Raw genomic sequence first — 23,734 nt, forward strand, 5'->3', positions numbered from 1 at the left:
GCCCCGCGCCATCGGCCGCGGGCTGGGCGCGCGTGCATGGCGAGCGCTGGCGCGTCGCGAGCAGCGTGCCGCTCGCCGTGGGCTGCCGCGTGCGCGTCACCGGCCGCCAGGGATTGCTGCTCACCGTCTCACCGCTCTACGACGTGCCGGTTCAGGAACAACAACACCACGGAGAACCAACATGATGGGCTACACCTTCGGCTTCAGCAGCGTCCTGATCGTCTTCGTCGTGGTGCTCGTCGCGTCGTCGATCCGCATCTTCCGCGAGTACGAGCGCGGTGTGGTGTTCATGCTCGGCCGGTTCTGGAAAGTGAAGGGCCCGGGGCTCGTGCTGATCATCCCGATCGTCCAGCAGGTCGTGCGGATCGACCTGCGCACCGTCGTGTTCGACGTGCCGCCGCAGGACGTGATCACGCGCGACAACGTGTCGGTGAAGGTGAATGCGGTGGTGTATTTCCGCGTCGTCGATCCGGAGAAGGCCGTGATCCAGGTCGCGCGCTTCTTCGATGCGACGAGCCAGCTCTCGCAGACGACGCTGCGCTCGGTGCTCGGCAAGCACGAGCTCGATGCGCTGCTGGCCGAGCGCGAGCAATTGAACGCCGACATCCAGAAGACGCTCGACGCGCAGACCGATGCGTGGGGCATCAAGGTGTCGACGGTCGAGATCAAGCACGTCGACCTGAACGAGACGATGGTGCGCGCGATCGCGCGGCAGGCCGAGGCCGAGCGCGAGCGGCGCGCGAAGGTGATTCATGCGGAAGGCGAACTGCAGGCGTCCGAGAAGCTGCTGCAGGCCGCGCAGCGGCTCGCGCAGGAGCCGCAGGCGATGCAGCTGCGCTATTTGCAGACACTGACGACGATCGCGGCGGACAAGAACTCGACGATCGTGTTCCCGCTGCCGATCGATCTGCTGGGCGCGTTGCTGGACCGGTTGGGCAAGCCGCGCGAGCGCTGACACGTCCGTTTCCCGGCCCACGCGACGCCGCCGTCGATCCCGCCGGACGCAGGGCCGCGACGGCCCGGCGCCCGGCGCCCGGCGTACGTCAAGCCAGCAGCTTGCGCTCGGTCTTGCCGTACTTGATCGACTTCTCGTCCGGGATCATCAGGCCCGTGTGCTCGTCGCGGCCCTGCAGCAGGAAGCGCGCGTCCGGCTTGCCGATCTGCTCGGCCGCAAGCTTGCTGTCCGCGCCGATTTCGCCCTTCTTCATCCGGTTGACGATCACGCCGGCCGCGGTGTCCTTGAAGTCGCGCAGCATCCACGCGTCGCCGTCGCTGTCGCCGAACACCAGCAGCGGGCCGTAGCCCTTCTTCGATTCGAGGACGTTGCGGATGCCGACCGTCTTGCCGGGGCCGTAGTTGAAGTGCCAGCCGTCCGGGTAGCGGCTTTCATACTTGCCGTCCCGCATGTCGAGGCGCAGGCCGATCACGTTCCCTGGCGGCACGCCGTAGCCATAGTTCGGATTGCCGGCGAACACGCGCACGACGTCGTCGAGCGACGCCGTGCTCACGTACACGTCGATGCCGTTCGCGCGCAGCGTGTGCATCACCGCGCGGATTTCCTCATGAATGCGGATGCCGTGGAAATGCATGTCGGCCACTACGCCGGCCTTGCCCGGCAGCGACTTCGGGCTTTCGTAGCGAACCTTGCGCAGCGCGTCGCCGATGCCGTAGTTGTTCGACGCTTCCGCCATCGCCTGCAGCTCGGCGGTCGTCATGTTCCTGTAGAAGTAGATGATCCACTTGTAGCCGATCTCGAGCGGGTGCGTGTCGCAGATCGCGTCGTACATGAAGTACAGCTTCGCGCGGAAATCCTTGAACTGATCGGTCTCGCGAATCTCGTCGAGGCTCTTGCTGCCGCCGAATCCCTGGTAGTTCGCGTAGAGCCAGCGATAGTCGGATTCGACGTCGGCGGCGAGGTTCTCCATCGTCACGGGCTTGCCGTCGATCGTCGTGTAGTCCTTCACGAACGCGCCCTTCGGCACGTCCTTCCACATCACGTCGACGAATTCGTCCGGCGTCAGCTTGTACTGCAGATGGTTGATCTGGTACATCAGCAGCGCCTCTTCGCAGTCGTTCATGATGCACGTGTTGTCCCAGTCGAACACCGCATACGGGCGGCGCTTTTCGTCGTAGCGCGCGCTCGCGACGCCATGCCGGTCGAGCACCGCCTGCAGGCGCGCGGCGTTGAACGGCGACCAGCGGCCCGGGTCCAGCGCGTCCGGCGCGGTTGCGCTCTTCGCGTCGGCCGTGCCGGCCTTGAGCAGCAGCGACGTTGCAGCGGTCGCCGCGGCAAGGGTATTCATGAACTTGCGGCGTTGCATGGTCTCTCTCCGTGGAAATGTCGAATCTCGAATCGGCTCGGGCGCTACCCTGCGCGGCGCACCGCGCACCGGCGGCTCATCGGCGCGTCGAAGCCGGGACGGCTCCGAACTGGGGGCGGATGATGTGACGAAATTATTTCGGCAATATGACGGCGTCACGTCGCGACGCGACGGGGAGTTGATCCAGCGCGACATGCCGGCCATCGCAAGGCGGCCGCACGCGGCCATCCGGGCCGGCGCCGGGACCGCTCGTGTCAAGCTCCAACCGGTCCCCGATCCGTACGCGTGTGCGCCCACAGCCATCCGGCCCCGACCTCCGGAAACCTAGAGTCTCCTCTCCATTTCGGCCCTTCATTAGGACAAATCCTCACCCCCGGGGGCTGGCGCGCCATGCCGAACCGGCTATCATCATTACATCAATCAATGGCACATTAAATGCTGACTGAATAATTCGCGACGGGAACACCGGCGGATGCATTCCGGATCAGCACCCCGCTTTGCACAGGACCGGAGCGCGCTTTGCGTGGGATCGGAGTCCGCGCCGAAGCACCAACACCGGTCGACAAGCGCTGAAGCGCCCGCTCTGGCCGACATATGGAGACGCATCATGGCCGACCACCACCCGCTGCCGGAAGTCCACCTCGACGAGCTGCCGCAATTCCGCGCGGTCCAGCAGCTTGCCTACCGCTGCGTCGAAACCGTCGGTGCGATGCTCTACCCCGGCATCACCGAGAAGGAAGCCGCGCGCCTGCTGACCGAATGGCTGCAGGACAACGGCGTGCACGACTGGCTGCACAAGCCGTTCGCGTGGTTCGGCGACCGCACCGCGTTCGAGGGCTTCTCGGGCCTCAAGCACATGGGCGGCTTCAATCTCGCATTCTTCCCGAGCAACCGGCAGCTCGAAACCGACATGCCGGTGATCCTCGACGTCGCGCCCGTGCTCGACGGCATCGTGGCCGACGTCGGCTACGCGCACTGCCTCGGCGAGAACCCGATCCTCGAACAGTTGCAGGACGACCTGATGGACCATCGCGACATGATCGTGCGGCTCGTGAAGGCGCGCCGATCGATGGCCGAGGTCGCGCAGGAAGTCGATGCGCTGTGCCGCCGCCAGGGCGTCGAGCCGCGCCACAAGGCCTATCCGTTCAAGGTGCTCGCGCATCGCGTCGCGAAGATCCACAAGCTGTCGAAGCCGCGCTTCGTCGCGCGTTTCGGGCTGAACGCGACGCGCAACCTGCTGCTCGACCAGGGCCGCGCGGCAAAGCAGCAGGGCTGGTCGCCGTTGTGGTCGATCGATCGCCGCTCCGAGCATGCGCCCGTGCCGGGCCTGTGGGCCGTCGAGCCGCACCTCGGCTTCGCCGGCGTCGGCGCGAAATTCGAAGAGCTGCTCGTGATCACCGACGACGACGCGTACTGGCTCGACAACGACCTGCCGCACGTGCGCCGCTGGCAGCGCCGCCAGACCGAACGTGCTCAGGCCGCCGCGACCGTGCCGGCCGCCGCCTGACGTGCCCGCGCCTTTCCTCACGAATCCCTGAACGACGGACTCACGATGCAGCCTCTTTCCGACGAAGCGCCGCTGGCGCTGTTCGAATCGGTTCATAACGAGACGGCGGTCGCCTCGGGCGACCTGACGCTCGCGGTCAAGACCTGGGGCGACCCGGCCCGTTCGCCGGTCGTGCTCGTGCACGGTTATCCCGACGACAGCAGCGTCTGGCAGCACGTCGCACCGCTGCTCGCGCGCAAGCACTACGTGATCGCTTACGACGTGCGCGGCGCGGGCCTGTCCGGCGTGCCGACGCGTACGGCCGACTATCACCTCGCGAAGCTGACCGACGATTTCATCGCGGTGATCGATGCACTCTGCCCCGGCCGCGCCGTCCATCTGATCGCGCACGACTGGGGCTCGATCCAGGGCTGGGAATTCGTCACCGATCCGCGCCTTTCCGGCCGCATCGCGTCATACACGTCGTGCTCGGGGCCGTGCCTCGACCACGTCGGCTTCTGGCTGCGCGAACGCGTGCTGCGCCCGACGCCCGCGTCGCTGGCCAGGCTCGGCGGCCAGCTCGTGCGGTCGTGGTACGTGTACCTGTTCCACCTGCCGTTCATCCCCGAGCTCGGCTGGCGGCTGTGGCTCGGCCGCGCATGGCCGCGCCTGCTGCGCCGCCTCGAAAAGACGCCCGCCGCGCCGCGCCCGACGCAGGCCGACGACGGCGCGCGCGGCGTGCGCCTCTATCGCGCGAACTTCATCCGCTGCCTGTTCGCGCCGCGCGAACGCTACGCGCATGCGCCCGTGCAGACGATCGTGCCGCTCGGCGACAAATACGTGAGCCCCGCGCTGTCCGAGAACCTGTCGCGCTGGGTACCGCAGTACTACCGGCGCGAAGTTGCGGCCGGCCACTGGCTGCCGCTCGCCGATCCCGCGCGCTTCGCGGATCTCGCCGGGCAACTGATCGACGCGGTCGAATCGGGCCACGAACCGCCCGCGCTCGCGAACGCGCGCCGCCGCGCAACCAGCGGGCGCTTCAGCGGCAAGGTCGCGGTCGTCACCGGCGCGGGCAGCGGCATCGGCCGCTGCGCGGCCCTCGCGTTCGCACGCGAAGGCGCGACGGTCGTCGCCTGCGACATCGATGTCGCGAGCGCGGAGCGCACTGCGCTGCTGATCGGGCTGACCGGCGCGCAGGCACACGCGAAGCGCGTCGACGTCGGGTCCGCCGACGAGATGGAAGCGCTCGCGGCGTGGGTCGGCAGCGAACTCGGCGGCGCGGACGTCGTGATCAACAACGCGGGCATCGGCATGGCCGGCGGCATCCTCGACACGAGCACGCGGCACTGGGAGCGCATCCTGCACGTGAACCTGTGGGGCGTGATCCACGGCTCGCGGCTGTTCGCGCAGCAAATGGCCGCACGCGGCACCGGCGGCCACATCGTCAACACCGCGTCGGCCGCTGCGTTCGGGCCGTCGCGCGACCTGCCCGCGTACGCGACGACGAAGGCCGCCGTGCTGATGCTCAGCGAATGCATGCGCGCGGAACTCGCGGAGAAAGGCATCGGCGTGACCGCGGTATGCCCGGGCTTCGCGGAAACCGGAATCATGGCGTCGACGCAATACGCCGGCGCCAACGCGCAGGACGAAGCGCGGCTGCGCAAGCGCGCGACGAAGCTGTACCAGATGCGCGGCCTGAAACCCGAAGCCGTCGCGCAGGCGATGGTCGACGGCGTGCTGCGCAACTGCCCCGTCGTCGCGGTCGGCGGCGAAGCGCACGCGATGCGCTTGGTCGGCCGCCTCATGCCGTGGCTCGGCCGGATGATCGCCCGCGTCAGCATGGCATCGCATTGACGGCGCATGACGCCGCACAGGGAGACAGACACAAATGACCGCTACCGCCGACTACCACAAGATCAAGGCCCGGCACGTGAAGTTCGACTTCAGCGACACGCCGATCACCTGGGTGCCGAACGATCCGGGCAGCACCCACATCATCAACACGCTGAACCTGCTGTTCCCGGAAGGCGAACTGTGGTTCTGCCGCGTGTACAACAAGGCACTGCCGCTGATCACCGATGCACGCCTGCGCGACGAGGCCGAAGGCTTCCTGCGGCAGGAAGCCGTGCACTCGCGTTCGCACGGCGGCGTGCTCAAGCACTATTACGACCGGCACGGGATCGACACGAAACCGTTCACGCAGAAGCTCAACCGGCTGTTCACGCGCGTGCTCGGCGAACAGCCGCTCGGGCTGAAGATCGGCCATACGCGTTTCTGGCTGCGGCAGCAGCTCGCCGTGATCGCGTCGCTCGAACACTTCTTCGGCTATCTCGGCAACTGGGTGCTCAACGCGCACGGGCTCGACGAAGGCCGTGCCGACCCGACGATGGTCGACCTGCTGCGCTGGCACGGCGCCGAGGAAGTCGAGCACCGCACCGTCGCGTTCGACATCTACCGGCACCTGGGCGGCACCTATCCGGAGCGCTGCATGCACATGGCGTTCGTGATCCTGCTGCTGCTCTACTACATCACGACCGGCGCGAAGTTCATGTACAGGCGCGACCCGGACGCCGGCCGCTACCCGGGCTTCGTGCTCGCGTGGTGGCAGGGCTCGCGGCGCGGGCACCTGCCGTCGTTCTGGAAGGTGATCGGCGCAGCGCTGCGCTATTTCAAGCCGGGCTATACGCCGCATCACGAAGGCTCGACCGAGCAGGCGCTCGAATACCTCGCGCGCTCGCCCGCCGCGCAGGCAGCCGCGCACGGCGGCAACTGGGGCACCACGAAGGGTGCGTAACCGGGTTTCCGGCGGGCGCGGCGGGCGGCGCCCGCCGAAATGCGTACAATCGCGGCTTCATTTCCCGGAGGTGCCGCGATGGCCATGAAGAAAACCGATCTCGAAAAGAACAAGGCGCTCAAGCTGACGCATGCGATGAAGCAGTCGGGCGCCACCCGTTTCGGCAAGGGCGCCGAAGACGCGGCAAAGCTCGACCGCCGCGCGCAGCGCAAGCTCGACCAGGAACAGGGCCTCGTGCCGTTCGCGTGCAAGCTCAACGCCGAACTCGTCGAGCAGCTGAAGGCGCGCGCGGCCACGCATCCCGAAGGGATGACGGGCCTGCTGTCCGAATTGCTCGTGAACGGGCTCGCGCAACGCGACGCGTAACCGCCACGCATCTCGAAAATGTCGTTGACAGCGCCGCGCTGCCACGACAAACTCGTTCGCATGCCTACGTTCAAGCTCATCGCCATCGCGAAACATTGCCCGGTGAACATTCGAAAGAATGGATCACGGGAGGCGCTTGTGCGTTAGCAATCGAGCAGTACCGCATGTCACACAAGGCCTCGCCGGAAACGGATGAGGCCTTTTTGTTCTGGTGCGCGTCATCCGTCCGGCTCACTGAATGGAGAAGACGATGGACCAGGCAAGCCAGCTGTTTGACCGTCCCGACCGGCGCCGCGCCGGCACGATCGCATTACCGACTGTCGTAATCCGTTTCGCGGTCGCGCCGCGCACGACGATGACCTGGCGCGCGCCGCAAGACGCGGAGATCCGCGCACACGGCGCGGCGCTATGGATCACGCGCCCGCCGAACGTCGACGACTACTGGGTGCAGCCCGGCGACGTGCTGCGCATCGCACGCGGCGACCGCATCTGGATCGGCACCGATGCCGACCGATCGGCCGAAGCGTCGATCACGACCGCTTATGTGCGGCGCGGCGAGCGCTTCAGGCGCACGCTCGCGCAAGTGCAACGTTTGCTCGTCGGGGTATGGAGAAGGAGTGGATGATTGACGCGCCGTCACGCACGCGAGACGCGGAACGGCCGCGACCGGAAACGGACGCACCTGCGGCGCTAACCGCTGCAGGTGCGCATCGAATGACGCGGCACGCAAGTGCATGCCGCGAGCGATCGCGCGCCGTGCGCAACTATCGGATGCAGCTGGTGCATCAGGTGCTGGCGGCGAGACGCGGGCCCGTGCTGCGGGGAGTCGAATCGAGCTCGGGGCGTTGCGATGCCTGCGAGGTCACCCACGGATCGATGCCCTGCTTCTGCACCTCCTCGAGGAATGACACACGTGTGCGCCAGTAATCCGCCTGTAATTTCGCATCGATGACGCGCTGTTCGGCTGCGAACAGTTCCATGCGCGCCGTCACGAGCATCGACGCAGCGGTTTTTTCCGGCGTGGGGGCGTGTCGCATCGCCCAACGGCTGATCCAGTTCAACATGCTGACCTCCGTGATTACGGACGAACCCGCATCGGGCAATCGCAATCGGCCGTGCCTGCCCAAACGCGCAACGGCCTTGACCGCCATTCACCGCCTGGCCTGCACGGACTGCGACTCCCCCGCGTCGGCAATTACCGGCCGGCGTGTGCATGCGCGGTGTATCTATCCTAGAAAGACTTGCCGGTTTATGCGATGGGGTCTTGCAATCTTTTACACAGAAACCACAGTCGCCCACGCATCGCGAAATGACAGTTGCGGGCGGGACGGCTTCGGCGCAGGATAGCTCGTTATCTGCAACCGCCTGGGCTGACGAATGGCCGCTGCACGCCGCAGCGCTCTCGCACCGGCCACGCACGCGCGTTCGCGGGCACGTCATCGCGCACGTCATGCCTGCACCGTATTCGTGCAGCATGCAGACGCTCCGTTTCAGTCGAATGTCATCGCGTACCGGCCACGCGCAATGTGGCCAGTGTGCCGTTGCGCACGCATCGGCCGCCCCCTGTTCGTCACGCTCCCGTTTTTACCCTTTCCGCCCGCCCGTTCCGCCCGAACCGGTAAAATGCGCGCCTTCGTCGCGAGGCCGGGCTGCCGGACCGTTCGCGCACCGGCAGCCGATCGTGCCCTCCAACTATATCGTCCGAGCTATCCGCGCTATTACAATCCGCCGATAGCCGGGCAATAGTGGCTGGTTACATTAAGCCGGCCGCTGCCTTTACAACAATTCGGCACAACAAGCAACACGACAACCCGACCGGAGAAACGCCCTAATGGAATCCATCAAGCGGTATTTCGGCTTCGCTGAAGCCGGCACCGACTTCCGCACCGAAATACTCGCGGGCGTCACCACGTTCCTGACGATGGCCTACATCATCTTCGTCAACCCCGCGATCCTCGGCGACGCCGGCATGCCGAAGGAATCCGTGTTCGTCGCGACCTGCCTCGTCGCGGCGCTGGCTTCGATCATCATGGGGCTGTACGCGAACTACCCGATCGCGTGCGCGCCCGGCATGGGCCTGAACGCGTATTTCGCGTACACGGTCGTCAAGGGGATGGGCTTCACGTGGCAGGCCGCGCTCGGCGCGGTGTTCATCTCCGGCTGCCTGTTCCTGCTCGTCACGCTGTTCCGCGTGCGCGAAGCGATCGTCAACGGCATTCCGAAATCGCTGCGGATCTCGATCACGGCCGGCATCGGCCTGTTCCTCGGCATCATCTCGCTGAAGACGTCGGGCGTGATCGTCGGCAGCCCGGCCACGCTCGTCACGCTCGGCGACCTGCACAAGCACGACACGATCCTCGCGATCGTCGGCTTCTTCGCGATCGTCACGCTCGACCATCTGCGCGTGCGCGGCGCGATCCTGATCGGCATCATCGGCGTCACGATCCTGTCGTTCTTCTTCGGCGACAACCAGTTCCACGGCGTGTTTTCCGCGCCGCCGTCGATCGACGCGACGCTGTTCAAGCTCGACATCGGCGCCGCGCTGTCGACCGGCATCATCAACGTGATCCTGGTGTTCTTCCTCGTCGAGCTGTTCGACGCGACGGGCACGCTGATGGGCGTCGCGAACCGCGCGGGCCTGCTCGTCGAAGGCAAGATGAACCGCCTGAACAAGGCGCTGCTCGCCGACAGCACGGCGATCGTCGCGGGCTCGCTGCTCGGCACGTCGTCGACCACCGCGTATATCGAAAGCGCATCGGGCGTGCAGGCCGGCGGCCGCACGGGCGTGACGGCCATCACCGTCGCGGTGCTGTTCCTCGCGTGCCTGTTCATCGCGCCGCTCGCCGGCGTCGTGCCGGGCTACGCAACGGCTCCTGCGCTGCTGTACGTGTCGTGCCTGATGCTGCGCGAGATGGTCGACGTGCCCTGGGACGATGCGACGGAAGCCGTGCCGGCCGCGCTGACCGCGCTGCTGATGCCGTTCACGTACTCGATCGCGAACGGCGTCGCGTTCGGCTTCATCGCATACGGCGGCCTCAAGCTGCTGACGGGCCAGGCCCGCACGGTCAAGCCGATCGTGTGGATCATCGCGGCCGTGTTCCTGTTCCGCTTCTTCTATCTCGGCAGCGAATGACAGATGCGCTTCGGCGCGATGCATGATGGGAAACGCCGCCTTCGGGCGGCGTTTTTGTTTGCGAATGCGCCCGGCACGGACGACGCCGCATCATGTACCCGCCTCCCCCAGCACCCAGCGCGCGAAGGTCTGCAGCGGCCCGTCGCCAAGGTCCAGCGCTTCGGGCAGCACGAGACAGAAGCGCTTGACCACGCCCCGACCGTCCGGCCAGGGCGCGGCGAGCAACCCTTGCGTAATCTCGGTGTCGACATACAGCCGCGGCACCAGCGCAACGCCGAGCCCGGCCAGGGCCGCCGCGATCAGCATCGAGTAAAGATCGTAGCGCGCACCGGCGGCCGGATTGCTCACCGGCACCCCCGTCTCCTGCACGTACGCCGACCACGCGTCGGGCGTCTGGCGCTTGTGAAGGCGCGGCAGCGTGCCCAGCAACGCGTCCGGATGCCCGCCCGCGAGCAGCGACGGGTGGCAGACCGGCACCAGCACCTCCTCGCATAACCGGTACGTATGCATGCCGGCCCAGGCCGGATGCTCGAAGTGAATCGCCGCGTCGAATCCGCTGCCGGCCAGCACGAACGGATCCGCGCGATCCGCGAAATGCACCGTGATGTTCGGATGCTGCGCCTGGAACCGCTTGAGCCGCGGAATCAGCCAGCGCGTCGCGAACGTCGGCGTCACGGCGATATCGACGCTGCCGCCGTCGCCGGGCTGGCCCATCATGTACTGGCTGTCGCGCTCGAGCCGGTCCAGCACTTCGCGAACCTGCGCCGCATAGCGCGCGCCGTTCGGCGCAACCCGAACGCGGTTGCCGACACGCTCGAACAGCGCCACGCCGAGAAACGTCTCCAGCCGGCCGATCTGCCGGCTGATCGCCCCTTCCGTCAACGCCAGTTCGTCGGCGGCGCGCGCGAAGCTGCCGTGCCGCGCCGCGGCCTCGAATGCCATCAATGCCGAATTGCTCGGAATCCTGCGTCGCGTCACGATTGCTCCCGGTCCGACGGTCGTCGGTCAAAGCTTGATCAAATATCAATGAACGATGACGAATTGTCGTTTTTCGCCGCTACAACGCCTGATTATCATGACAAAAACTCAACCAGTCGAGCGGCGATCGATCCTGAAGGCCGCTTGCTCCCCGTGGAGGCGTGATGATCTATACCGTTGAATGCAGCTTCGCCGACCGTGCCACCGAAGCCGAGTGGAACGATTTCTACAGCAGGATCAAACTTCCGGCGCTGATCTCCGTATCCGGCTTCCGCACGTCGCAACGCTTTCGCGCCCTCGGCGGCGACGGCCCCATCTACCTCGCGCTTCACACGATCGACAGCCCCGACGTGCTGACGTCGGCCGAGTATCGCGACAAAGGCGGCGGCAATTTCGCGCGCTGGCAGCCGCATATCGTCGAGTGGAGACGCAACGTGTACGACGGCGCAGCACCCGCGCCGACCGTGTCCGGCCATCAGTGGCTGGCCGTGTGCGACGACGCTGCCCCATTCGCGCGAGCGGGCATCGCAGCAAGCGCGATTCACGCGATCGCGCTGAACCGCCAGCCGGCCCAGCGCTGGCTGGCCGTCCTGACACACGATCAGGCGCGGCTCGCGTCCGAGCCGTCCGACACCGCGATCCGGCTCTACGCGCCGATGGGCGACCAACTCGTCGGCGCGCCGGCGTCGACGTCCGCACGCTGACGGGAGCCCAGTCATGCCCAGCGTCACGATTTTCATCCCCGAGGCGAGCATGCCGTCGAACGCCGCACTCGACGCGCTCTCGTCGGCCTGCGCGACCCTCTGCACCGACGTGTTGCGGGCCGCACCCGGCACGGTCCATGTCGTTCATGTCCCGGTCAGGCACGGCTGCGGACATCCCGTCAGCGCGGAGATCCGCTATCGCCTCGAATCATTTCGCACCACTGAGTTAATGAACCGATTCATGACCGATCTGGATCGCGAAATTCTCCGCCACACCGGATTCGTCGCACGCATCCGCTGCTTCGGCTACGACACGATCCACCTTCACGCCCGACATTGATCCATGAGCGAACCACTTCCCTGCTTCCCGTTCCGCCGGATCGGCGATTTCTCGGTCACCGCGATAAGCGACGGCACGCTGACGGCCAGCCTCGACTTGCTTTCGAACATCGCGCTCGACGACGCGGCCGGCATCATGCGCCGGGCGGGCATCCACACGCCGTCCAGCGTGAACATCAACTGTTACGTGATACGCGGGAACGGCCGCACCGTGCTTGTCGATGCCGGCGCCGGCGGCATCCGGAACTGGGGCGGCCGCCTGATTCCGTCGCTGTCGCGAGCCGGCATCGATGCGCGCGACATCGACACGATCCTGCTGACGCACGCGCATCCCGACCACATCGGCGGCCTGCTCGACCCGGGCGGGCAGCCGGTCTTTCCGGATGCGGAGGTGGTCATTCACGAACGGGAACGCGCGTTCTGGCTGGACGATGCATCGTACGATCGAGCGAATGAGCGAGCTCGCGTCAATTTCCGGATCGCGCGGCACACTTTCGACGTCTATCGGGCGAAGCTGCGCACCATCGAAGCAGGCGGCGTGCTGCCCGGCATCATAGCCGTGCCGCTACCGGGGCATACGCCCGGTCACACCGGCTATCGCATCGAATCGCGTGGCGAGCGCCTGCTGATCTGGGGCGATCTCGTGCATTTCGCGCCGATTCAGGTGGCTCGCCCCGACGTCTCGATCGCGTTCGATCACGATCCGTCGCAGGCGTTTGCGACGCGCGCGGCAACACTCGCCGAGGCCGCTTCGGACAACCTGCTGATTGCGGGAATGCACCTCGCCGAAACCGGCTTCGCACGCATCGCGCGAACGAACGGCGAAACTGGTGGCGCGTATGCGCTCACCGGGGCGGACTGAGCGAAACGGAACAACGGGCACGCCATCGCGCCGCACGACGATCGGATCGGCCGCGCATCAGGCGGCGTCAGCGTGCGGTCGAACGAGCATGCGCCGATACGACACGGGCGCCGGTATTCGGCGCCCGCTCAGTCGCTGTCCAGTCGTCCGGTTCAGCGCCAGTTCGCCTCGTAGAAGCGCACATAACCGCTGCGCAGCGTCACGCATTGCGCGCGCGTCTCCGACAGCAGGCGACGTGCGGCCGCCTCGATGCGATCGCGGTGCTGGTCGAATGCGCCGACCATGTCCTCGAAGCGCGGCGATGCCGCGCCGAAGTGGTCTTCCAGCGCCTCGGCAGTGATCTGACACTGGACGCGCTCGCCATTGACCAGCGCGGTAAACCCGAGCATCAGGTCGCGCCCCGAATATTCAGGCTTCTCGTTCGTGAAATGGATCTGCATGGAAGCCGCCTCGACCGGTAGAAAACGAATGACCGCGTGCGTCGTCCGCCACCGGCCGGACGAAATGTACGCGGGCTCGCCAGCGGAAGCATCGTCTGCGGGGTATGGCGCGGACAATGCCTGCTGGTTGCTTTCCACTTTAGACGGTTTCGCGCAGGAGACAAATTTTCCGGCATGCGTCGTTCCGACGCGCATTTCATCAGATCAGCGCGGCTTGCGGCACCGTTTCGGAAACGGGCATCAGCGCGGATCGGTGGGCCAGACGTTGAGCGCGATCGCGGCCGTCGCGACGCCCACCGCAATCGCGGCCGCCCCGTATCGCACCGCATCGGTCAGATCGAACAGCAACCCGTGGATCGCCACGGCAATGCCGCCCAGCATGATGAAGGTGGCGATGGCCGCCAGCACGACTCTCAGTTCCGTCCGAACCATGATGCGTCTCCCGAACGGATGCATGTCGCGTCGCATGCATGTTGCAATGCGGAACACGGCGCGCGCGTGTTCCATTTCCATCATTGCAGGCGGCCATTTAAAAGCAAGTGGATTTTGTTCGCGGTCGCATATCGCACGTGGCGCTTGTATGATGATGCGTACCCGGATGGTCGGCCTTCGTGCCCGATGGTGCGCCGCAAGCGAGACGTGGAATCCGCAGATGATTTCGGCGATATGGCTTCGGCAAGCACCGCGGCACAGGATTGGCCGATCAAGAAGCATGGGACCCGAGTAAGCGCTGAAGCGCTGAAGCGCTAACTCTGGCCGACAGGAGACAAGTCATGCCGCAACCCTTCGTGCTGCCCGCCACCGCGGGTCGCACCGACCTGCTCGCGCAGGCGCATGCGCGTTCGACCGCGGTCGGCCTGCGCGCGCACGAGCGCCCCGATTTCTCGGCGCTGTCGCGCACCGCGCTGCGCGAACTGCTCGATACGAATCACGCACTGTTCTCGCACGCCCGCCCGGTGATGGAGAACCTCCACGCGCAAATCGCCGATACGCAAAGCCTCGTGCTGCTGACCGACGCCGACGGTGTGATCCTGCACAGCATCGGCGACGCGGACTTCATCGAGAAAGCCAACCGCGTCGCGCTGTGCACCGGCGTGTCGTGGGCCGAAGGCGCGCGCGGCACCAACGCGATCGGCACCGCGCTCGCATCGGGCCAGGCCGTCGCGGTGCACGGCGCCGAACATTTCCTGCGCGCCAATCACATCCTCACCTGCTCGTGCGCGCCGATCTTCGATCCGTTCGGCCGCACGCTCGGCACGCTCGACGTCAGCGGCGACCCGCGCGGCTCGAGCCCGCATACGCTCGCGCTCGTGCGGATGTCCGCGCAGCTGATCGAGAACCACCTGTTCGCGAACCAGTGTGCGGAAGCATTGCGGCTGCGCTTTCACGCGCACGAGGATTGCGTCGACTCGCTGTTTGCGGGGCTCGTCGCGTTCGGCCCCGACGGCGGGCTGATCGCCGCGAACCGCAGCGCACAATTCCAGCTCGGCGCGCCGTTCGATGCATTGCAGCATCAAGGCTGCGACGCGCTGTTCGGCATGCGCTTCGGCCAGCTCGCGCAGCAGGCGGCGCGCGCGCCCGGCGCGACGTTCCGTCTCACGCTGTCGACCGGCGTACGCGTACTCGCGCGCTGCGAATTCGCGGAAGCGCAGCGCGCGACCGTCGCCGTCACGCCGCCCGCACCGGCCGCGCGCGTGCGCGCGCCGGACCCCGACGCGATCACGTTCGCGACGCTCGACACCGGCGACGCACGCATGGCCGCCGTGCTCGAACGCGTCGCGAAGATCCGCGGGCGCGACCTGCCGCTGCTGATCCTCGGCCAGACCGGCACCGGCAAGGAATGGCTCGCCCGCGCGCTGCACCAGGCGTCGCCGCGTGCGGACGGCCCGTTCGTCGCGGTCAACTGCGCGGCACTGCCCGATTCGCTGATCGAGGCCGAACTGTTCGGTTATGAGGACGGCGCGTTCACGGGCGCGCGCAAGCGCGGCAGCCCCGGCAAGATCGCGCAGGCCGACGGCGGCACGCTGTTTCTCGACGAGATCGGCGACATGCCGCTCGCACAGCAGGTCAGGCTGATGCGCGTGCTCCAGGAACGCGCGGTGATGCCGCTCGGCGGCGCGCGCGCGGTGCCGGTCGACGTGCGCGTGGTCTGCGCGACCCATCGCGACCTGCGCGCGATGATCGCCGAAGGCACGTTCCGCGAAGACCTGTTCTACCGGATCAACGGGCTCGCGGTCACGCTGCCGGCGCTCGCCGCGCGTACCGACCTGCCCGCGCTCGTCGACCGGATTCTCGCGCGGCTCGCCCGCAGCGAGCCGATGCCGCGCCGCATCGCGGCCGACGTGCTCGACGCGTTCACGCGCCATCGCTGGCCCGGCAACCTGCGGCAGATGACCAACGTGCTGCGCACGGCCGGCATGCTCGCCGAAGACGAAGCCGAAATCACGCTCGCGCATTTGCCCGACGATTTCTGGCTCGACTGCGACGACGCGACGGCGGCACCCGCTGCGGCGGCCGCGACCGCACCGGCCGACCCGCGCGAAGGAACGACGCTGCAAAGCCATCAGGCCGCGGTGATCGACGCGGTGCTCGCGCGGCACGGCGGCAACGTGTCGGCGGCCGCGCGCGAGCTCGGCCTCGCGCGCAATACCGTGTACCGGTACCTGCGCCGGCACTGATACCCGCGGCCGGCGGGCGCCGGCCGCAGGCGGCTTCGGGTATGCTTGGCGCGTTGCCGCCGATCCGCCGCCCGCTTCCCATGACCACCCCGGAACACCCTCCCCTCGTGCGCATCGAGCCGCTCGGCACGACCTTCGATGCGCCCGACTCGCTGACGCTGCTCGAGGCCGCCGCGTTCGCGCGCGTGTCGCTGCCGCGCTCGTGCCGCAACGGCACGTGCCGAAGCTGCCTTTGCCGGATCGTCAGCGGCAGCGTACGCTATACGATCGAATGGCCGGGGTTGAGCCGCGAGGAAAAGGCCGACGGCTATACGCTGCCGTGCGTGGCCATCGCGACGTCCGACCTCGTGCTCGACGTGCCCGACGCGGTCATGCTCGACTAGACGCGGCGCGCGGTCGCGCGCGCCGTCCTGCAACGGTTGATCCTGCATGGAGAACGTGATGACCCAGCAAACCGATCGCATCGAAAAGCAGGCCCTGCTCGCGGCATCGCCCGACCGCGCCTGGGAAGCCGTCAGCAATTCCGGGGAATTCGGCCACTGGTTCGGCGTCACGTTCGACGGGCCGTTCGCGGCCGGCCAGCCGCTGTTCGGCCGCATCACGCCGACGCGCGTCGACGACGACATCGCCAAGGCACAGGAGCCCTATGCGGGCACTGTGTTCGAAATCGTCGTCGATCGCATCGAGCCGAAGCAACTGTTCTCGTTTCGCTGGCATCCGTTCGCGATCGATCCGAACTTCGATTACACGTCCGAGCCGATGACGCTCGTCACGTTCACGCTCGCCCCGCAGGCCGGCGGCACGCTGCTGACGGTCACCGAAACGGGTTTCGACCAGTTGATCGAAGCGCGTCGCGCGAAGGCGCGCGAGATGAACGATCAGGGCTGGGCCGCGCAGATGATGCTGATCACGAAATACCTGGCGAAGCACGCATAACGCGCCGCGATGCCGCACGCCGCTGCCGACATGCGAATCGACGTGCGTGGCATAATCCGCTCCATCGTCGCCCATACGCCGCCGCGCATCGCATGCTGAGTCGTCGTCTCCGGAAGATCGGCAGTCTGATCGGGATGCTCGCCATCCTGATGACGGCGCTCGCGCCGACGATCTCGCAGGCGCTGACGACGCAAGGCCGCGTCGATGCATTGCTGGCCGGCTACTGCACGGCCGCGCCGGCCACCGGCGACCGCTCCGCCGATTCGTCGTCGAAGAGCCTGCAGGCCCACCTCCAGGCATGCGGCTACTGCAGCCTGCTTGCCCATACACCCGCACTGCCCGCGCCCGAACTGACGTTCGCGGCCGACGTGCGCGTCATCCAGCACCGCGAAGCGACCCGCTTCGACAGCCTGCGCCGCGCGCTGCCGCTCACGGCCGCGCAGCCGCGCGCCCCTCCGCTCGCGTCCTGAACCGTCGTCGTCACGCGTGATGCCGTAGCGCATCGCGCGGTCCGCGCACGCCACCGGCGTGCGTGACGTGTCACGTTTCGAAGGACGATCATGTGTCACCGTGTTGCGCGCGGCGTCGTGCCGTGCGTGCGGTCGGCCGCTTCCGGTGCGTACTGTCGCACCGACCGCAGCCGGCATCGGTGCCGCTGCGATGCCGCTCGCGCATCCGTCCGTCGAATCCGTGTGTCCATCCGATTCGCCACTCGCACAACCAGCCATGAAAACCACCCCTTTCGTTCGCGGCGCACTCGCCGCACTCGGCTTCGTCGTCATCCAGGCCGCCCAGGCCCACGCGCTCCCGAAGACGCAGGAACCGGCCGCCGGCGCCACGCTCTCCAGCGCCCCGCATGCGGTCACGATCGTTTTCAGCGAAGCGCTCGAGCCGGCCTTCAGCTCGATCGCCGTCACCGACAGCCACGGGCAGTCGGTCGCCGACGGGAAATCGGCCGTCGACGCCGGCAACCGGAAGCGGATGCACGTCGCGCTGGCCAGCCTGACGGCCGGCACGTACACGGTCGCGTGGATCGCCGTAGCCAGCGACGGCCATCGCACGAAAGGCCGCTACACGTTCACGCTGAAGTGACGCATGCGATGCGCATCGGCGTTCCGCGCCGATCGCATTGCCGTCGATGCCCCATGCGGCACACCCGATAAGGAGAACAAACGATGAAACGCTCGATTCCGACCGGCCTGCTTTTCGCGCTGCTGGCGCTGCAAGCCCCCGCCACGTTCGCCGCACCGGCCGTGCAGGCCGACAACTGCTGGATCCGCGCGATGCCGGCGACGGTGCCGTCGTCCGGTTATTTCACGCTGAAAAACGACGGCGATGCGCCCGCCAGGCTGACAGGCATCGACACCCCCGCGTACGGGATGGCGATGGTGCATGAAACGCAGACGAACGGCAGCACCGCGAAGATGGTTCACGTCGATGCGGTCGAGGTGCCCGCGCACGGCGCCGTGACGTTCAAGCCGAAGAGCTATCACGTGATGCTGGAGCAACCGCGCCAGCCCGTCGCGCCCGGCGCGAAGGTGCCGTTCCGGCTGCATTTCGCGGATGGCGCGACGGTGTCCGTGACCTGCGACGCGAAGGCGCCGGCGTACGCCGGCCAGTAACGTTGCATACGCAACTACCGATGGAGACGAACATGAAGAACCGCCTGCCGCTGGCCGCCCTGATCGTCCGCTACCGGACGCCGCTGAATGTCGCCGTGCTGATCGCCTGCGGGTTATGGGCCGCGTGGATCGCGTGGATGACGCGGCCCGCCGCGATCGATACGCCGTCGTCGATCCCCGCATACTGCATGCGCGACGCGCGCTGACGCACCGAGCCGGTTCCGGCGGGTGCCTGCGCCATTTTGGCGTGACATCATCGCTTCACCCCTCCCGCCGGAACCGCCTCCCGGAGCGACGCATGTCCATTCAGACCTGGATGCTGTTTGCCGCAGCCTATCTCGCCACGACGCTGTCGCCTGGGCCCAACGTGCTGCTCGTCATCCGCAACACGGTGCGCTACGGCACGCACGGCACCGCCGCGACGATCGCGGGCAACCTCGTCGCGCAGGGCGTGGTCGTGCTGCTGGTCGCGCTCGGCATCGGCGCGGTGCTCGCCGCGATGCCGCCGCTGTTCGTCGCGATGAAGGTCGTCGGCGCCGCGTACCTGATGGTGCTGGGCGTCCGGCAACTGCGCGGCAACCGCAAGGCAGCCGGGTCGACCGGCGCAGCGGAGATCGCCGTGCCCGACCGCGGGAAGCTGTTCCGCGAAGCGCTGTTCGTGTCGGGCAGCAATCCGAAGACGATGATCTTCCTGTCGGCGTTCATGCCGCAGTTCATCGTGCACGACCGCCCGCTCGCGCTGCAGTTCGTCGTGATGTACGCGACGATCGCATGCACCGTCGTGGTCGTTCACAGCGTCTATTCGGCCGGCGTGCGCCGGTTCCATCGCGGCTTCGGCATGAGCCGCGCGGTGCGCGCGCTCAAGCGCGCCAGCGGGCTGCTGTTCGTCGGGCTCGGGATCAAGCTGCTGACCGCGCAGCAGGTCTAATAAGCATACGCACGCCGGGCAACGGACGGCACGGCGGGCAGCCCATCCCCGTCAGACCTTCCGCGCGGCCAGCGCGTCGACGATCCCGTCGAACGACGGCCGGGTGTCGATGTCCTCGCTCACGCACGCCGCCGCGAGCGCTGCCAGGTCACTCGCCCCACCCCATGTGCGCGGCGCGCAGTGCGCGAGCAGTTCGCCGAGCAGATGGCCGAACGCGCGGACTTCCAGCCGTTCGAGCCGGGCGCCGTGCCGTGCATCGCTCGCGTCGTAAAACGATGCCGCACCGAAGTCGCCCAGCAGCGCCCCGCCCTCGCCGTCGTGCAGGATGTTGTGCGCATACAGGTCGCCGTGCATGATGCCGCGCGCGTGCAGATGGCGTGCGGCCGACGCGATGCCGTGTGCGATCCGCACCGCCTCCGCCGGCTCGAATCGAGCGTCGGCCGCATACACGTCGCGCGTGCAGGTTGCGAAGCTCGGCGGCCCGGCCAGGTTCGCGAGCGCAGGGTCGACCAGTTCCATCACGAGGCCGTGCGTGCCGTCCGGATGACCGCGCACCTTGCCGATCACCGGAATCACGTTCGGGTGGCGGCCGGCGTGCAGGCACGCGGCCATTTCACAGTCGGGCAGCCCGTCGCTCGTCACCGCGCCCTTGAACAGCTTGACCGCGACCGCTCGCGGCGCATGACCGTCCGCACGCCATTGTGCGCGGTAAATGACGCCCGACGCGCCTTCGCCCAGCTTCTGCTCGCACGAGAGCGACGCCCAGTCGACATCCGCGACCTCCGGCCCCGCCGACGCCGCGGCTTCCGGCGCGGCGCTGAACGGATTGCCGGAGTATGCGAGCCACGCAAGGCGCGGCAGGCGCGGCAACCAGCCGGGCAGTTCGTCCAGCCGGTTCGCCGACAGGCGCGCCAGTTCGAGCGCACGGCACGCGGCCATTTCGGCAGGCAGCGCGCGCAGCCGGTTACCCGCGAGCATCAGCTTCTGCAATCGCGAGCAGGCGCCGATCTCGGCGGGCAGCGCATCGATTTCGTTGTCGGTGAGGATCAGCCAGCGCAGCGCGCGCGGCAGCGATCCGCGCGGCACCGTGCGAATCCGGTTCGCCTTGAAGCCGATCATGTCGAGCTGCGCACACGCGCCGAGCACCTCGGGGAAGGCGGTGAAGCGGTTGCCGGACGCGAACAGGATGCGCAGGCGGTGCAGCCGCGACAGGTCGTCCGGCAGCGCGGCGAGCGCATTGCCGGACAGGTCGAGCACTTCGAGCGTGTCGGCGAGCTCGAAAATCTCGCGCGGAAATTCGGTCAGCCCGCACGCGAGCTTGAGTTGCCGGGCGCCCGACAGTTGTCCGGCCTGCAGTTGTTCGAGAGTGGTGGTCACTGGGAGAAAACGGGTTGCGGTTGCGATGATCGTCGGACCGATCGCCCGAATTCTACCGGGATCGCTTTCGCGCACACCGCAACCGTGTCATACCCCCTTCACAAACGCGCAATGTGACGCTAGAATTGCGCCCCTTGCAGTGCAGTGCCGACGTGGTGAAATTGGTAGACACGCTATCTTGAGGGGGTAGTGGCGAAAGCTGTGCGAGTTCGAGTCTCGCCGTCGGCACCAGATGCGGTTTCTCCGCGTTTCGAGCATTTTCAAAAACCCGCGACAGCGCATGGCCTCGCGGGTTTTTTGCTTTTATCGCGTTCGACGACACGATGCCGATGCAAGCCCGGCGCGCACCGGGAGATTCAAGCGCGGAACGGATCCGCCCCAAGCATCTCGACGCACCCCGCTAGGCCAGCAAAAGAAAATTGCGCACGACCGCCGACGGCTCGTCGCATCGCGACGCAATGGCCAGCCTTGCACGAAGCGCATTACCCGCGAACGGCCGATAGACGACCCCGGCAATCTGCACCTGCGTAATCGCCTTCGGCACGACCGACACGCCCAGCCCGGCCGCGACCAGCGTCACCGCAGACGTGATTTGCGGCGCAGGTTGCGCCATGCGCGGCTCGAATCCGGCGGCATTGCATGCGGCGACGATGTCGTCGAACAGCGCGCTGCCGGCCTCCCGCGGCACCTGCACGAACGACTCGTCGGCCAGCTCGGCCAAATCGATGCGCCGACGCTGCGCCAGCCGATGCGCGACGGGCAGCGCGACATACATCGGCTCCTCGTCCCAGTCGGTCACCCGCAACGTCGCGGCGACACGACGTTCCGGCCGCACGATCGCGACGTCGAGATGCCCGGCATCCAGCGCCTCCAGCAGGACGCGCGACGTCGCCTCCTGCAACGTCAGCTCCGCATCCGGAAACGCCTCCCGAAAGCGGCGAATCAGATCCGACACTTTCGAATTGAACGCCGCCGTACCGGTGAAGCCGACACGCAGATGGCCGGTTTCCCCGCGTGCGGCCCGCCTTGCCGCCCGTGCCGCACGCTCGGCATCGTCGAGCACGCGGCGCGCCTCTTCCGCGAAGACCTCGCCCGCCAGCGTCAGCTCGGCGCCGCGCGCGGTCCGCTTGAACAGCTCCACGCCGAGTTCGCTCTCGAGCGCCTTGATCTGCTGGCTCAATGGCGGCTGACCGATGCCGAGCGTTTCTGCGGCCTTGGTGAAATTCGACGTGGCCGCCACGGCCAGAAAGTATCGGAGATGCCTGAGTTCCATTCGCTACATGACCTCACGGTGAGCCGGGCCGGCTCGTCAGCCAGTGGTTAAACATATCGCTACGGTTTCTTTCATATATTGGACATATACATGACGGTGCGCAAGAATTCAGACATTCCGTCGCACATCGAGTGCACCCATGTCCTCCGCTTCGATTTCCCGATCCATGCCCGGTACGCGGAACGCCGCGCCCGATGCGCTGCCTGCCGGCGTGTCCCCGCGCTCGGCCGCGTACAAGCGCATCGCGCTGGCGCTCTTCCTCGCCGGCTTTTCCACCTTCTCGCTGCTGTACTGCGTCCAGCCGCTGCTTCCCGCGTTCGCACGGGAGTTCGGGCTGGGCGCGGCGTCGAGTTCGCTGTCGTTGTCGCTGTCGACCGGGATGCTGGCGGTCTCGATTTTGTGCGCCGGCGCACTGTCCGAACGCGTCGGACGACGCGGGCTGATGTTCGCGTCGATGACGCTGGCCGCCCTGTTCAATGTGCTCGCCGCGCTGTCGCCCAACTGGAACCTGCTGCTGGTCTGGCGTGCGCTCGAAGGTTTCGCGCTGGGCGGCGTCCCGGCGGTCGCAATGGCCTATCTCGCCGAAGAAATCGCGTCCGACGGGCTCGGTTTCTCGATGGGGCTCTATGTCGGCGGAACCGCGTTCGGCGGCATGGTCGGACGGATCGGCATGAGCGCGCTGGAAGAGCACTTCTCGTGGCGGACGGCGATGCTGACGATCGGCGTCGTCGATCTCGTCGCGGCAGTTGCCTTCGTGATGCTGCTGCCGCAATCGCGACGCTTCGTGAAGCGCACCGACCTGACGCTGCGCCACCATTTGCGGCTGTGGAACGCGCAACTGCGTCACGCCCGGCTCCCGTTCGTGTTCGCGATCGGCTTCCTGGTGATGGGCGCGTTCGTGACGATCTACAACTATGCGGGGTTCCGGCTCACCGCGGCCCCCTTCAATCTGAGCTCGACCGAGTGCGGCCTGATCTTCGGCGCCTACCTGTTCGGGATGGTGTCTTCATCGAGCGCCGGCGCACTCGCCGACCGCGTCGGACGGGCCCCGGTGCTGGTCAGCGGCATGCTCGTATTCGCGGCGGGCCTCGCGCTGACGCTGTCGCATTCGCTCGTCGCGATCATTGTCGGCATCGTGCTCGTCACGATCGGCTTCTTCGTCGCCCATGCGGTCGCGAGCGGCTGGGTCGGCCATCTCGCGGGATCGGCGAAGGGGCACGCCGCATCACTGTACCTGCTTGCGTACTATCTCGGGTCGAGCGTGCTTGGCTCGGTCGGCGGGTCGTTCTGGCAACACGGCGCGTGGGCGGGCGTCGCCGCGTATGTCGCGGTGCTGCTCGCCGTCGGGTTGCTGGCTGCACGGCGATTGACCCGCGCGTAACGGGTGCGGCGGGCGCCCCGCGTTTTCCGGTCAATCACCGTCTACCGCATCGTTGTCGATTCCGATCCGGTCAATCAATATCAGGAAACCGAACTAAATCTGCCGGACATGCGGGC

General features: G+C 67.1%; 27 protein-coding genes and 1 tRNA gene. 21 read left to right on the plus strand and 7 right to left on the minus strand.

Annotation, left to right across the window (positions count from 1 at the left end; genetic code table 11):
• Both ACPUER_RS00005 and ACPUER_RS00010 read left to right on the plus strand, forming a co-directional pair.
• Positions 1 to 185, plus strand: a 185-nt coding sequence (locus ACPUER_RS00005) for an NfeD family protein (protein WP_425130005.1), incomplete at its 5' end; no start/stop codon positions are given.
• Complete coding sequence (locus ACPUER_RS00010) at positions 182 to 955, plus strand: slipin family protein (RefSeq protein ID WP_175959666.1); 774 nt, start codon at positions 182 to 184, stop codon at positions 953 to 955. The genes ACPUER_RS00005 and ACPUER_RS00010, both read left to right, overlap by 4 nt.
• Before the next feature lie 88 nt (positions 956 to 1,043).
• On the opposite strand, the gene ACPUER_RS00015 is transcribed toward ACPUER_RS00010, so the two are convergent.
• Positions 1,044 to 2,321, minus strand: a complete 1,278-nt coding sequence (locus tag ACPUER_RS00015; RefSeq protein WP_425130006.1) for a haloacid dehalogenase-like hydrolase — start codon at positions 2,319 to 2,321, stop codon at positions 1,044 to 1,046.
• Positions 2,322 to 2,928: 607 nt separating this feature from the next.
• On the opposite strand from ACPUER_RS00015, the gene ACPUER_RS00020 reads away from it, so the two are divergent.
• From ACPUER_RS00020 to ACPUER_RS00040, 5 genes are all read left to right on the plus strand, one after another.
• The gene (locus ACPUER_RS00020) at positions 2,929 to 3,828 is read left to right on the plus strand and encodes a M24 family metallopeptidase (protein WP_425130007.1); all 900 of its coding nucleotides are present in this window, start codon (positions 2,929 to 2,931) and stop codon (positions 3,826 to 3,828) included.
• A 45-nt stretch (positions 3,829 to 3,873) separates the two neighbouring features.
• Positions 3,874 to 5,661, plus strand: coding sequence for an SDR family oxidoreductase (locus ACPUER_RS00025; protein ID WP_425130008.1), 1,788 nt, complete (start codon positions 3,874 to 3,876; stop codon positions 5,659 to 5,661).
• Positions 5,662 to 5,695: 34 nt separating this feature from the next.
• On the plus strand, positions 5,696 to 6,601 hold the full coding sequence (locus ACPUER_RS00030; RefSeq protein WP_175959670.1) for a metal-dependent hydrolase: 906 nt from the start codon (positions 5,696 to 5,698) through the stop codon (positions 6,599 to 6,601).
• A gap of 78 nt (positions 6,602 to 6,679) precedes the next feature.
• Positions 6,680 to 6,967 (plus strand): hypothetical protein, encoded by a 288-nt coding sequence (locus ACPUER_RS00035; protein ID WP_034180641.1) that lies wholly within the window; start codon positions 6,680 to 6,682, stop codon positions 6,965 to 6,967.
• Between the two features lie 250 nt (positions 6,968 to 7,217).
• The gene (locus ACPUER_RS00040; RefSeq protein WP_425130009.1) at positions 7,218 to 7,592 is read left to right on the plus strand and encodes a DUF2917 domain-containing protein; all 375 of its coding nucleotides are present in this window, start codon (positions 7,218 to 7,220) and stop codon (positions 7,590 to 7,592) included.
• 160 nt (positions 7,593 to 7,752) lie between these two features.
• Here ACPUER_RS00040 and ACPUER_RS00045 read toward each other — a convergent pair whose 3' ends face one another.
• Positions 7,753 to 8,031, minus strand: a complete 279-nt coding sequence (locus ACPUER_RS00045) for a hypothetical protein (protein ID WP_047902603.1) — start codon at positions 8,029 to 8,031, stop codon at positions 7,753 to 7,755.
• A 767-nt stretch (positions 8,032 to 8,798) separates the two neighbouring features.
• On the opposite strand from ACPUER_RS00045, the gene ACPUER_RS00050 reads away from it, so the two are divergent.
• On the plus strand, positions 8,799 to 10,100 hold the full coding sequence (locus tag ACPUER_RS00050) for an NCS2 family permease (protein WP_175959672.1): 1,302 nt from the start codon (positions 8,799 to 8,801) through the stop codon (positions 10,098 to 10,100).
• 90 nt (positions 10,101 to 10,190) lie between these two features.
• Here the strand turns inward: ACPUER_RS00050 and ACPUER_RS00055 are convergent, their stop codons facing one another.
• Positions 10,191 to 11,042 carry a LysR substrate-binding domain-containing protein gene (locus ACPUER_RS00055; protein ID WP_175959673.1) on the minus strand — a complete coding sequence of 284 codons (852 nt, stop codon included), beginning with the start codon at positions 11,040 to 11,042 and terminating at the stop codon, positions 10,191 to 10,193.
• A 200-nt stretch (positions 11,043 to 11,242) separates the two neighbouring features.
• Here ACPUER_RS00055 and ACPUER_RS00060 point away from each other — a divergent pair, with 200 nt between their 5' ends.
• Genes ACPUER_RS00060 through ACPUER_RS00070 form a run of 3 tightly spaced genes read left to right on the plus strand, consistent with a single transcriptional unit; the run spans position 11,243 to position 12,983 of the window.
• The gene (locus ACPUER_RS00060; protein ID WP_425130010.1) at positions 11,243 to 11,782 is read left to right on the plus strand and encodes a sugar ABC transporter; all 540 of its coding nucleotides are present in this window, start codon (positions 11,243 to 11,245) and stop codon (positions 11,780 to 11,782) included.
• 13 nt (positions 11,783 to 11,795) lie between these two features.
• Complete coding sequence (locus ACPUER_RS00065) at positions 11,796 to 12,122, plus strand: hypothetical protein (RefSeq protein ID WP_175959675.1); 327 nt, start codon at positions 11,796 to 11,798, stop codon at positions 12,120 to 12,122.
• A 3-nt stretch (positions 12,123 to 12,125) separates the two neighbouring features.
• Positions 12,126 to 12,983 (plus strand): MBL fold metallo-hydrolase, encoded by an 858-nt coding sequence (locus ACPUER_RS00070; RefSeq protein WP_425130011.1) that lies wholly within the window; start codon positions 12,126 to 12,128, stop codon positions 12,981 to 12,983.
• Between the two features lie 152 nt (positions 12,984 to 13,135).
• Here ACPUER_RS00070 and ACPUER_RS00075 read toward each other — a convergent pair whose 3' ends face one another.
• Positions 13,136 to 13,423, minus strand: a complete 288-nt coding sequence (locus ACPUER_RS00075) for a DUF1488 domain-containing protein (protein WP_034180648.1) — start codon at positions 13,421 to 13,423, stop codon at positions 13,136 to 13,138.
• A gap of 240 nt (positions 13,424 to 13,663) precedes the next feature.
• Positions 13,664 to 13,939 (minus strand): DUF2964 family protein, encoded by a 276-nt coding sequence (locus ACPUER_RS00080; RefSeq protein ID WP_244137239.1) that lies wholly within the window; start codon positions 13,937 to 13,939, stop codon positions 13,664 to 13,666.
• A 257-nt stretch (positions 13,940 to 14,196) separates the two neighbouring features.
• Between ACPUER_RS00080 and ACPUER_RS00085 the strand changes: the two genes are divergently transcribed.
• The 8 genes from ACPUER_RS00085 to ACPUER_RS00120 all read left to right on the plus strand — a co-directional run bounded on the left by ACPUER_RS00085 (position 14,197) and on the right by ACPUER_RS00120 (position 19,587).
• Positions 14,197 to 16,101 carry a sigma-54-dependent Fis family transcriptional regulator gene (locus ACPUER_RS00085; protein WP_310132531.1) on the plus strand — a complete coding sequence of 635 codons (1,905 nt, stop codon included), beginning with the start codon at positions 14,197 to 14,199 and terminating at the stop codon, positions 16,099 to 16,101.
• Positions 16,102 to 16,181: 80 nt separating this feature from the next.
• Complete coding sequence (locus tag ACPUER_RS00090; RefSeq protein WP_204421749.1) at positions 16,182 to 16,484, plus strand: 2Fe-2S iron-sulfur cluster-binding protein; 303 nt, start codon at positions 16,182 to 16,184, stop codon at positions 16,482 to 16,484.
• A 58-nt stretch (positions 16,485 to 16,542) separates the two neighbouring features.
• A complete protein-coding gene (locus tag ACPUER_RS00095) occupies positions 16,543 to 17,037 on the plus strand; it encodes an SRPBCC family protein (protein WP_175959679.1) in 495 nt (164 codons plus the stop codon).
• 92 nt (positions 17,038 to 17,129) lie between these two features.
• Positions 17,130 to 17,507 carry a DUF2946 domain-containing protein gene (locus ACPUER_RS00100; RefSeq protein WP_175959680.1) on the plus strand — a complete coding sequence of 126 codons (378 nt, stop codon included), beginning with the start codon at positions 17,130 to 17,132 and terminating at the stop codon, positions 17,505 to 17,507.
• A 256-nt stretch (positions 17,508 to 17,763) separates the two neighbouring features.
• Positions 17,764 to 18,129 (plus strand): copper homeostasis periplasmic binding protein CopC, encoded by a 366-nt coding sequence (gene copC, locus ACPUER_RS00105; RefSeq protein WP_425130012.1) that lies wholly within the window; start codon positions 17,764 to 17,766, stop codon positions 18,127 to 18,129.
• Between the two features lie 83 nt (positions 18,130 to 18,212).
• The gene (locus ACPUER_RS00110; RefSeq protein ID WP_175959682.1) at positions 18,213 to 18,659 is read left to right on the plus strand and encodes a copper chaperone PCu(A)C; all 447 of its coding nucleotides are present in this window, start codon (positions 18,213 to 18,215) and stop codon (positions 18,657 to 18,659) included.
• 32 nt (positions 18,660 to 18,691) lie between these two features.
• Entirely contained in the window at positions 18,692 to 18,865 is a 174-nt protein-coding gene (locus ACPUER_RS00115; RefSeq protein ID WP_175959683.1) for a hypothetical protein, read from the plus strand.
• A 92-nt stretch (positions 18,866 to 18,957) separates the two neighbouring features.
• Complete coding sequence (locus tag ACPUER_RS00120; RefSeq protein WP_425130013.1) at positions 18,958 to 19,587, plus strand: LysE family translocator; 630 nt, start codon at positions 18,958 to 18,960, stop codon at positions 19,585 to 19,587.
• Positions 19,588 to 19,638: 51 nt separating this feature from the next.
• Here the strand turns inward: ACPUER_RS00120 and ACPUER_RS00125 are convergent, their stop codons facing one another.
• Positions 19,639 to 20,964, minus strand: coding sequence for a leucine-rich repeat-containing protein kinase family protein (locus tag ACPUER_RS00125; RefSeq protein WP_425130014.1), 1,326 nt, complete (start codon positions 20,962 to 20,964; stop codon positions 19,639 to 19,641).
• Positions 20,965 to 21,110: 146 nt separating this feature from the next.
• On the opposite strand from ACPUER_RS00125, the gene ACPUER_RS00130 reads away from it, so the two are divergent.
• Positions 21,111 to 21,195: transfer RNA gene (locus tag ACPUER_RS00130), tRNA-Leu, on the plus strand.
• A gap of 169 nt (positions 21,196 to 21,364) precedes the next feature.
• Here the strand turns inward: ACPUER_RS00130 and ACPUER_RS00135 are convergent.
• Entirely contained in the window at positions 21,365 to 22,237 is an 873-nt protein-coding gene (locus tag ACPUER_RS00135) for a LysR family transcriptional regulator (RefSeq protein ID WP_175959686.1), read from the minus strand.
• A gap of 139 nt (positions 22,238 to 22,376) precedes the next feature.
• Here ACPUER_RS00135 and ACPUER_RS00140 point away from each other — a divergent pair, with 139 nt between their 5' ends.
• Positions 22,377 to 23,618, plus strand: coding sequence for an MFS transporter (locus ACPUER_RS00140; RefSeq protein ID WP_175959687.1), 1,242 nt, complete (start codon positions 22,377 to 22,379; stop codon positions 23,616 to 23,618).
• Positions 23,619 to 23,734: the final 116 nt, after the last annotated feature.

It is taken from the genome of Burkholderia sp. DN3021 (assembly GCF_049805555.1).
Classification (GTDB): Bacteria; Pseudomonadota; Gammaproteobacteria; order Burkholderiales; family Burkholderiaceae; genus Burkholderia; species Burkholderia pyrrocinia_C.

Bases quoted from the DNA above. Each gene is read 5' to 3' on its own strand.
- ACPUER_RS00010 (WP_175959666.1), top strand. From the start codon at position 182: ATGATGGGCTACACCTTCGGCTTCAGCAGCGTCCTGATCGTCTTCGTC.
- ACPUER_RS00015 (WP_425130006.1), bottom strand. From the start codon at position 2,321: ATGCAACGCCGCAAGTTCATGAATACCCTTGCCGCGGCGACCGCTGCA.
- ACPUER_RS00020 (WP_425130007.1), top strand. From the start codon at position 2,929: ATGGCCGACCACCACCCGCTGCCGGAAGTCCACCTCGACGAGCTGCCG.
- ACPUER_RS00025 (WP_425130008.1), top strand. From the start codon at position 3,874: ATGCAGCCTCTTTCCGACGAAGCGCCGCTGGCGCTGTTCGAATCGGTT.
- ACPUER_RS00030 (WP_175959670.1), top strand. From the start codon at position 5,696: ATGACCGCTACCGCCGACTACCACAAGATCAAGGCCCGGCACGTGAAG.
- ACPUER_RS00035 (WP_034180641.1), top strand. From the start codon at position 6,680: ATGGCCATGAAGAAAACCGATCTCGAAAAGAACAAGGCGCTCAAGCTG.
- ACPUER_RS00040 (WP_425130009.1), top strand. From the start codon at position 7,218: ATGGACCAGGCAAGCCAGCTGTTTGACCGTCCCGACCGGCGCCGCGCC.
- ACPUER_RS00045 (WP_047902603.1), bottom strand. From the start codon at position 8,031: ATGTTGAACTGGATCAGCCGTTGGGCGATGCGACACGCCCCCACGCCG.
- ACPUER_RS00050 (WP_175959672.1), top strand. From the start codon at position 8,799: ATGGAATCCATCAAGCGGTATTTCGGCTTCGCTGAAGCCGGCACCGAC.
- ACPUER_RS00055 (WP_175959673.1), bottom strand. From the start codon at position 11,042: ATGGCATTCGAGGCCGCGGCGCGGCACGGCAGCTTCGCGCGCGCCGCC.
- ACPUER_RS00060 (WP_425130010.1), top strand. From the start codon at position 11,243: ATGATCTATACCGTTGAATGCAGCTTCGCCGACCGTGCCACCGAAGCC.
- ACPUER_RS00065 (WP_175959675.1), top strand. From the start codon at position 11,796: ATGCCCAGCGTCACGATTTTCATCCCCGAGGCGAGCATGCCGTCGAAC.
- ACPUER_RS00070 (WP_425130011.1), top strand. From the start codon at position 12,126: ATGAGCGAACCACTTCCCTGCTTCCCGTTCCGCCGGATCGGCGATTTC.
- ACPUER_RS00075 (WP_034180648.1), bottom strand. From the start codon at position 13,423: ATGCAGATCCATTTCACGAACGAGAAGCCTGAATATTCGGGGCGCGAC.
- ACPUER_RS00080 (WP_244137239.1), bottom strand. From the start codon at position 13,939: ATGATGGAAATGGAACACGCGCGCGCCGTGTTCCGCATTGCAACATGC.
- ACPUER_RS00085 (WP_310132531.1), top strand. From the start codon at position 14,197: ATGCCGCAACCCTTCGTGCTGCCCGCCACCGCGGGTCGCACCGACCTG.
- ACPUER_RS00090 (WP_204421749.1), top strand. From the start codon at position 16,182: ATGACCACCCCGGAACACCCTCCCCTCGTGCGCATCGAGCCGCTCGGC.
- ACPUER_RS00095 (WP_175959679.1), top strand. From the start codon at position 16,543: ATGACCCAGCAAACCGATCGCATCGAAAAGCAGGCCCTGCTCGCGGCA.
- ACPUER_RS00100 (WP_175959680.1), top strand. From the start codon at position 17,130: ATGCTGAGTCGTCGTCTCCGGAAGATCGGCAGTCTGATCGGGATGCTC.
- copC (WP_425130012.1), top strand. From the start codon at position 17,764: ATGAAAACCACCCCTTTCGTTCGCGGCGCACTCGCCGCACTCGGCTTC.
- ACPUER_RS00110 (WP_175959682.1), top strand. From the start codon at position 18,213: ATGAAACGCTCGATTCCGACCGGCCTGCTTTTCGCGCTGCTGGCGCTG.
- ACPUER_RS00115 (WP_175959683.1), top strand. From the start codon at position 18,692: ATGAAGAACCGCCTGCCGCTGGCCGCCCTGATCGTCCGCTACCGGACG.
- ACPUER_RS00120 (WP_425130013.1), top strand. From the start codon at position 18,958: ATGTCCATTCAGACCTGGATGCTGTTTGCCGCAGCCTATCTCGCCACG.
- ACPUER_RS00135 (WP_175959686.1), bottom strand. From the start codon at position 22,237: ATGGAACTCAGGCATCTCCGATACTTTCTGGCCGTGGCGGCCACGTCG.
- ACPUER_RS00140 (WP_175959687.1), top strand. From the start codon at position 22,377: ATGTCCTCCGCTTCGATTTCCCGATCCATGCCCGGTACGCGGAACGCC.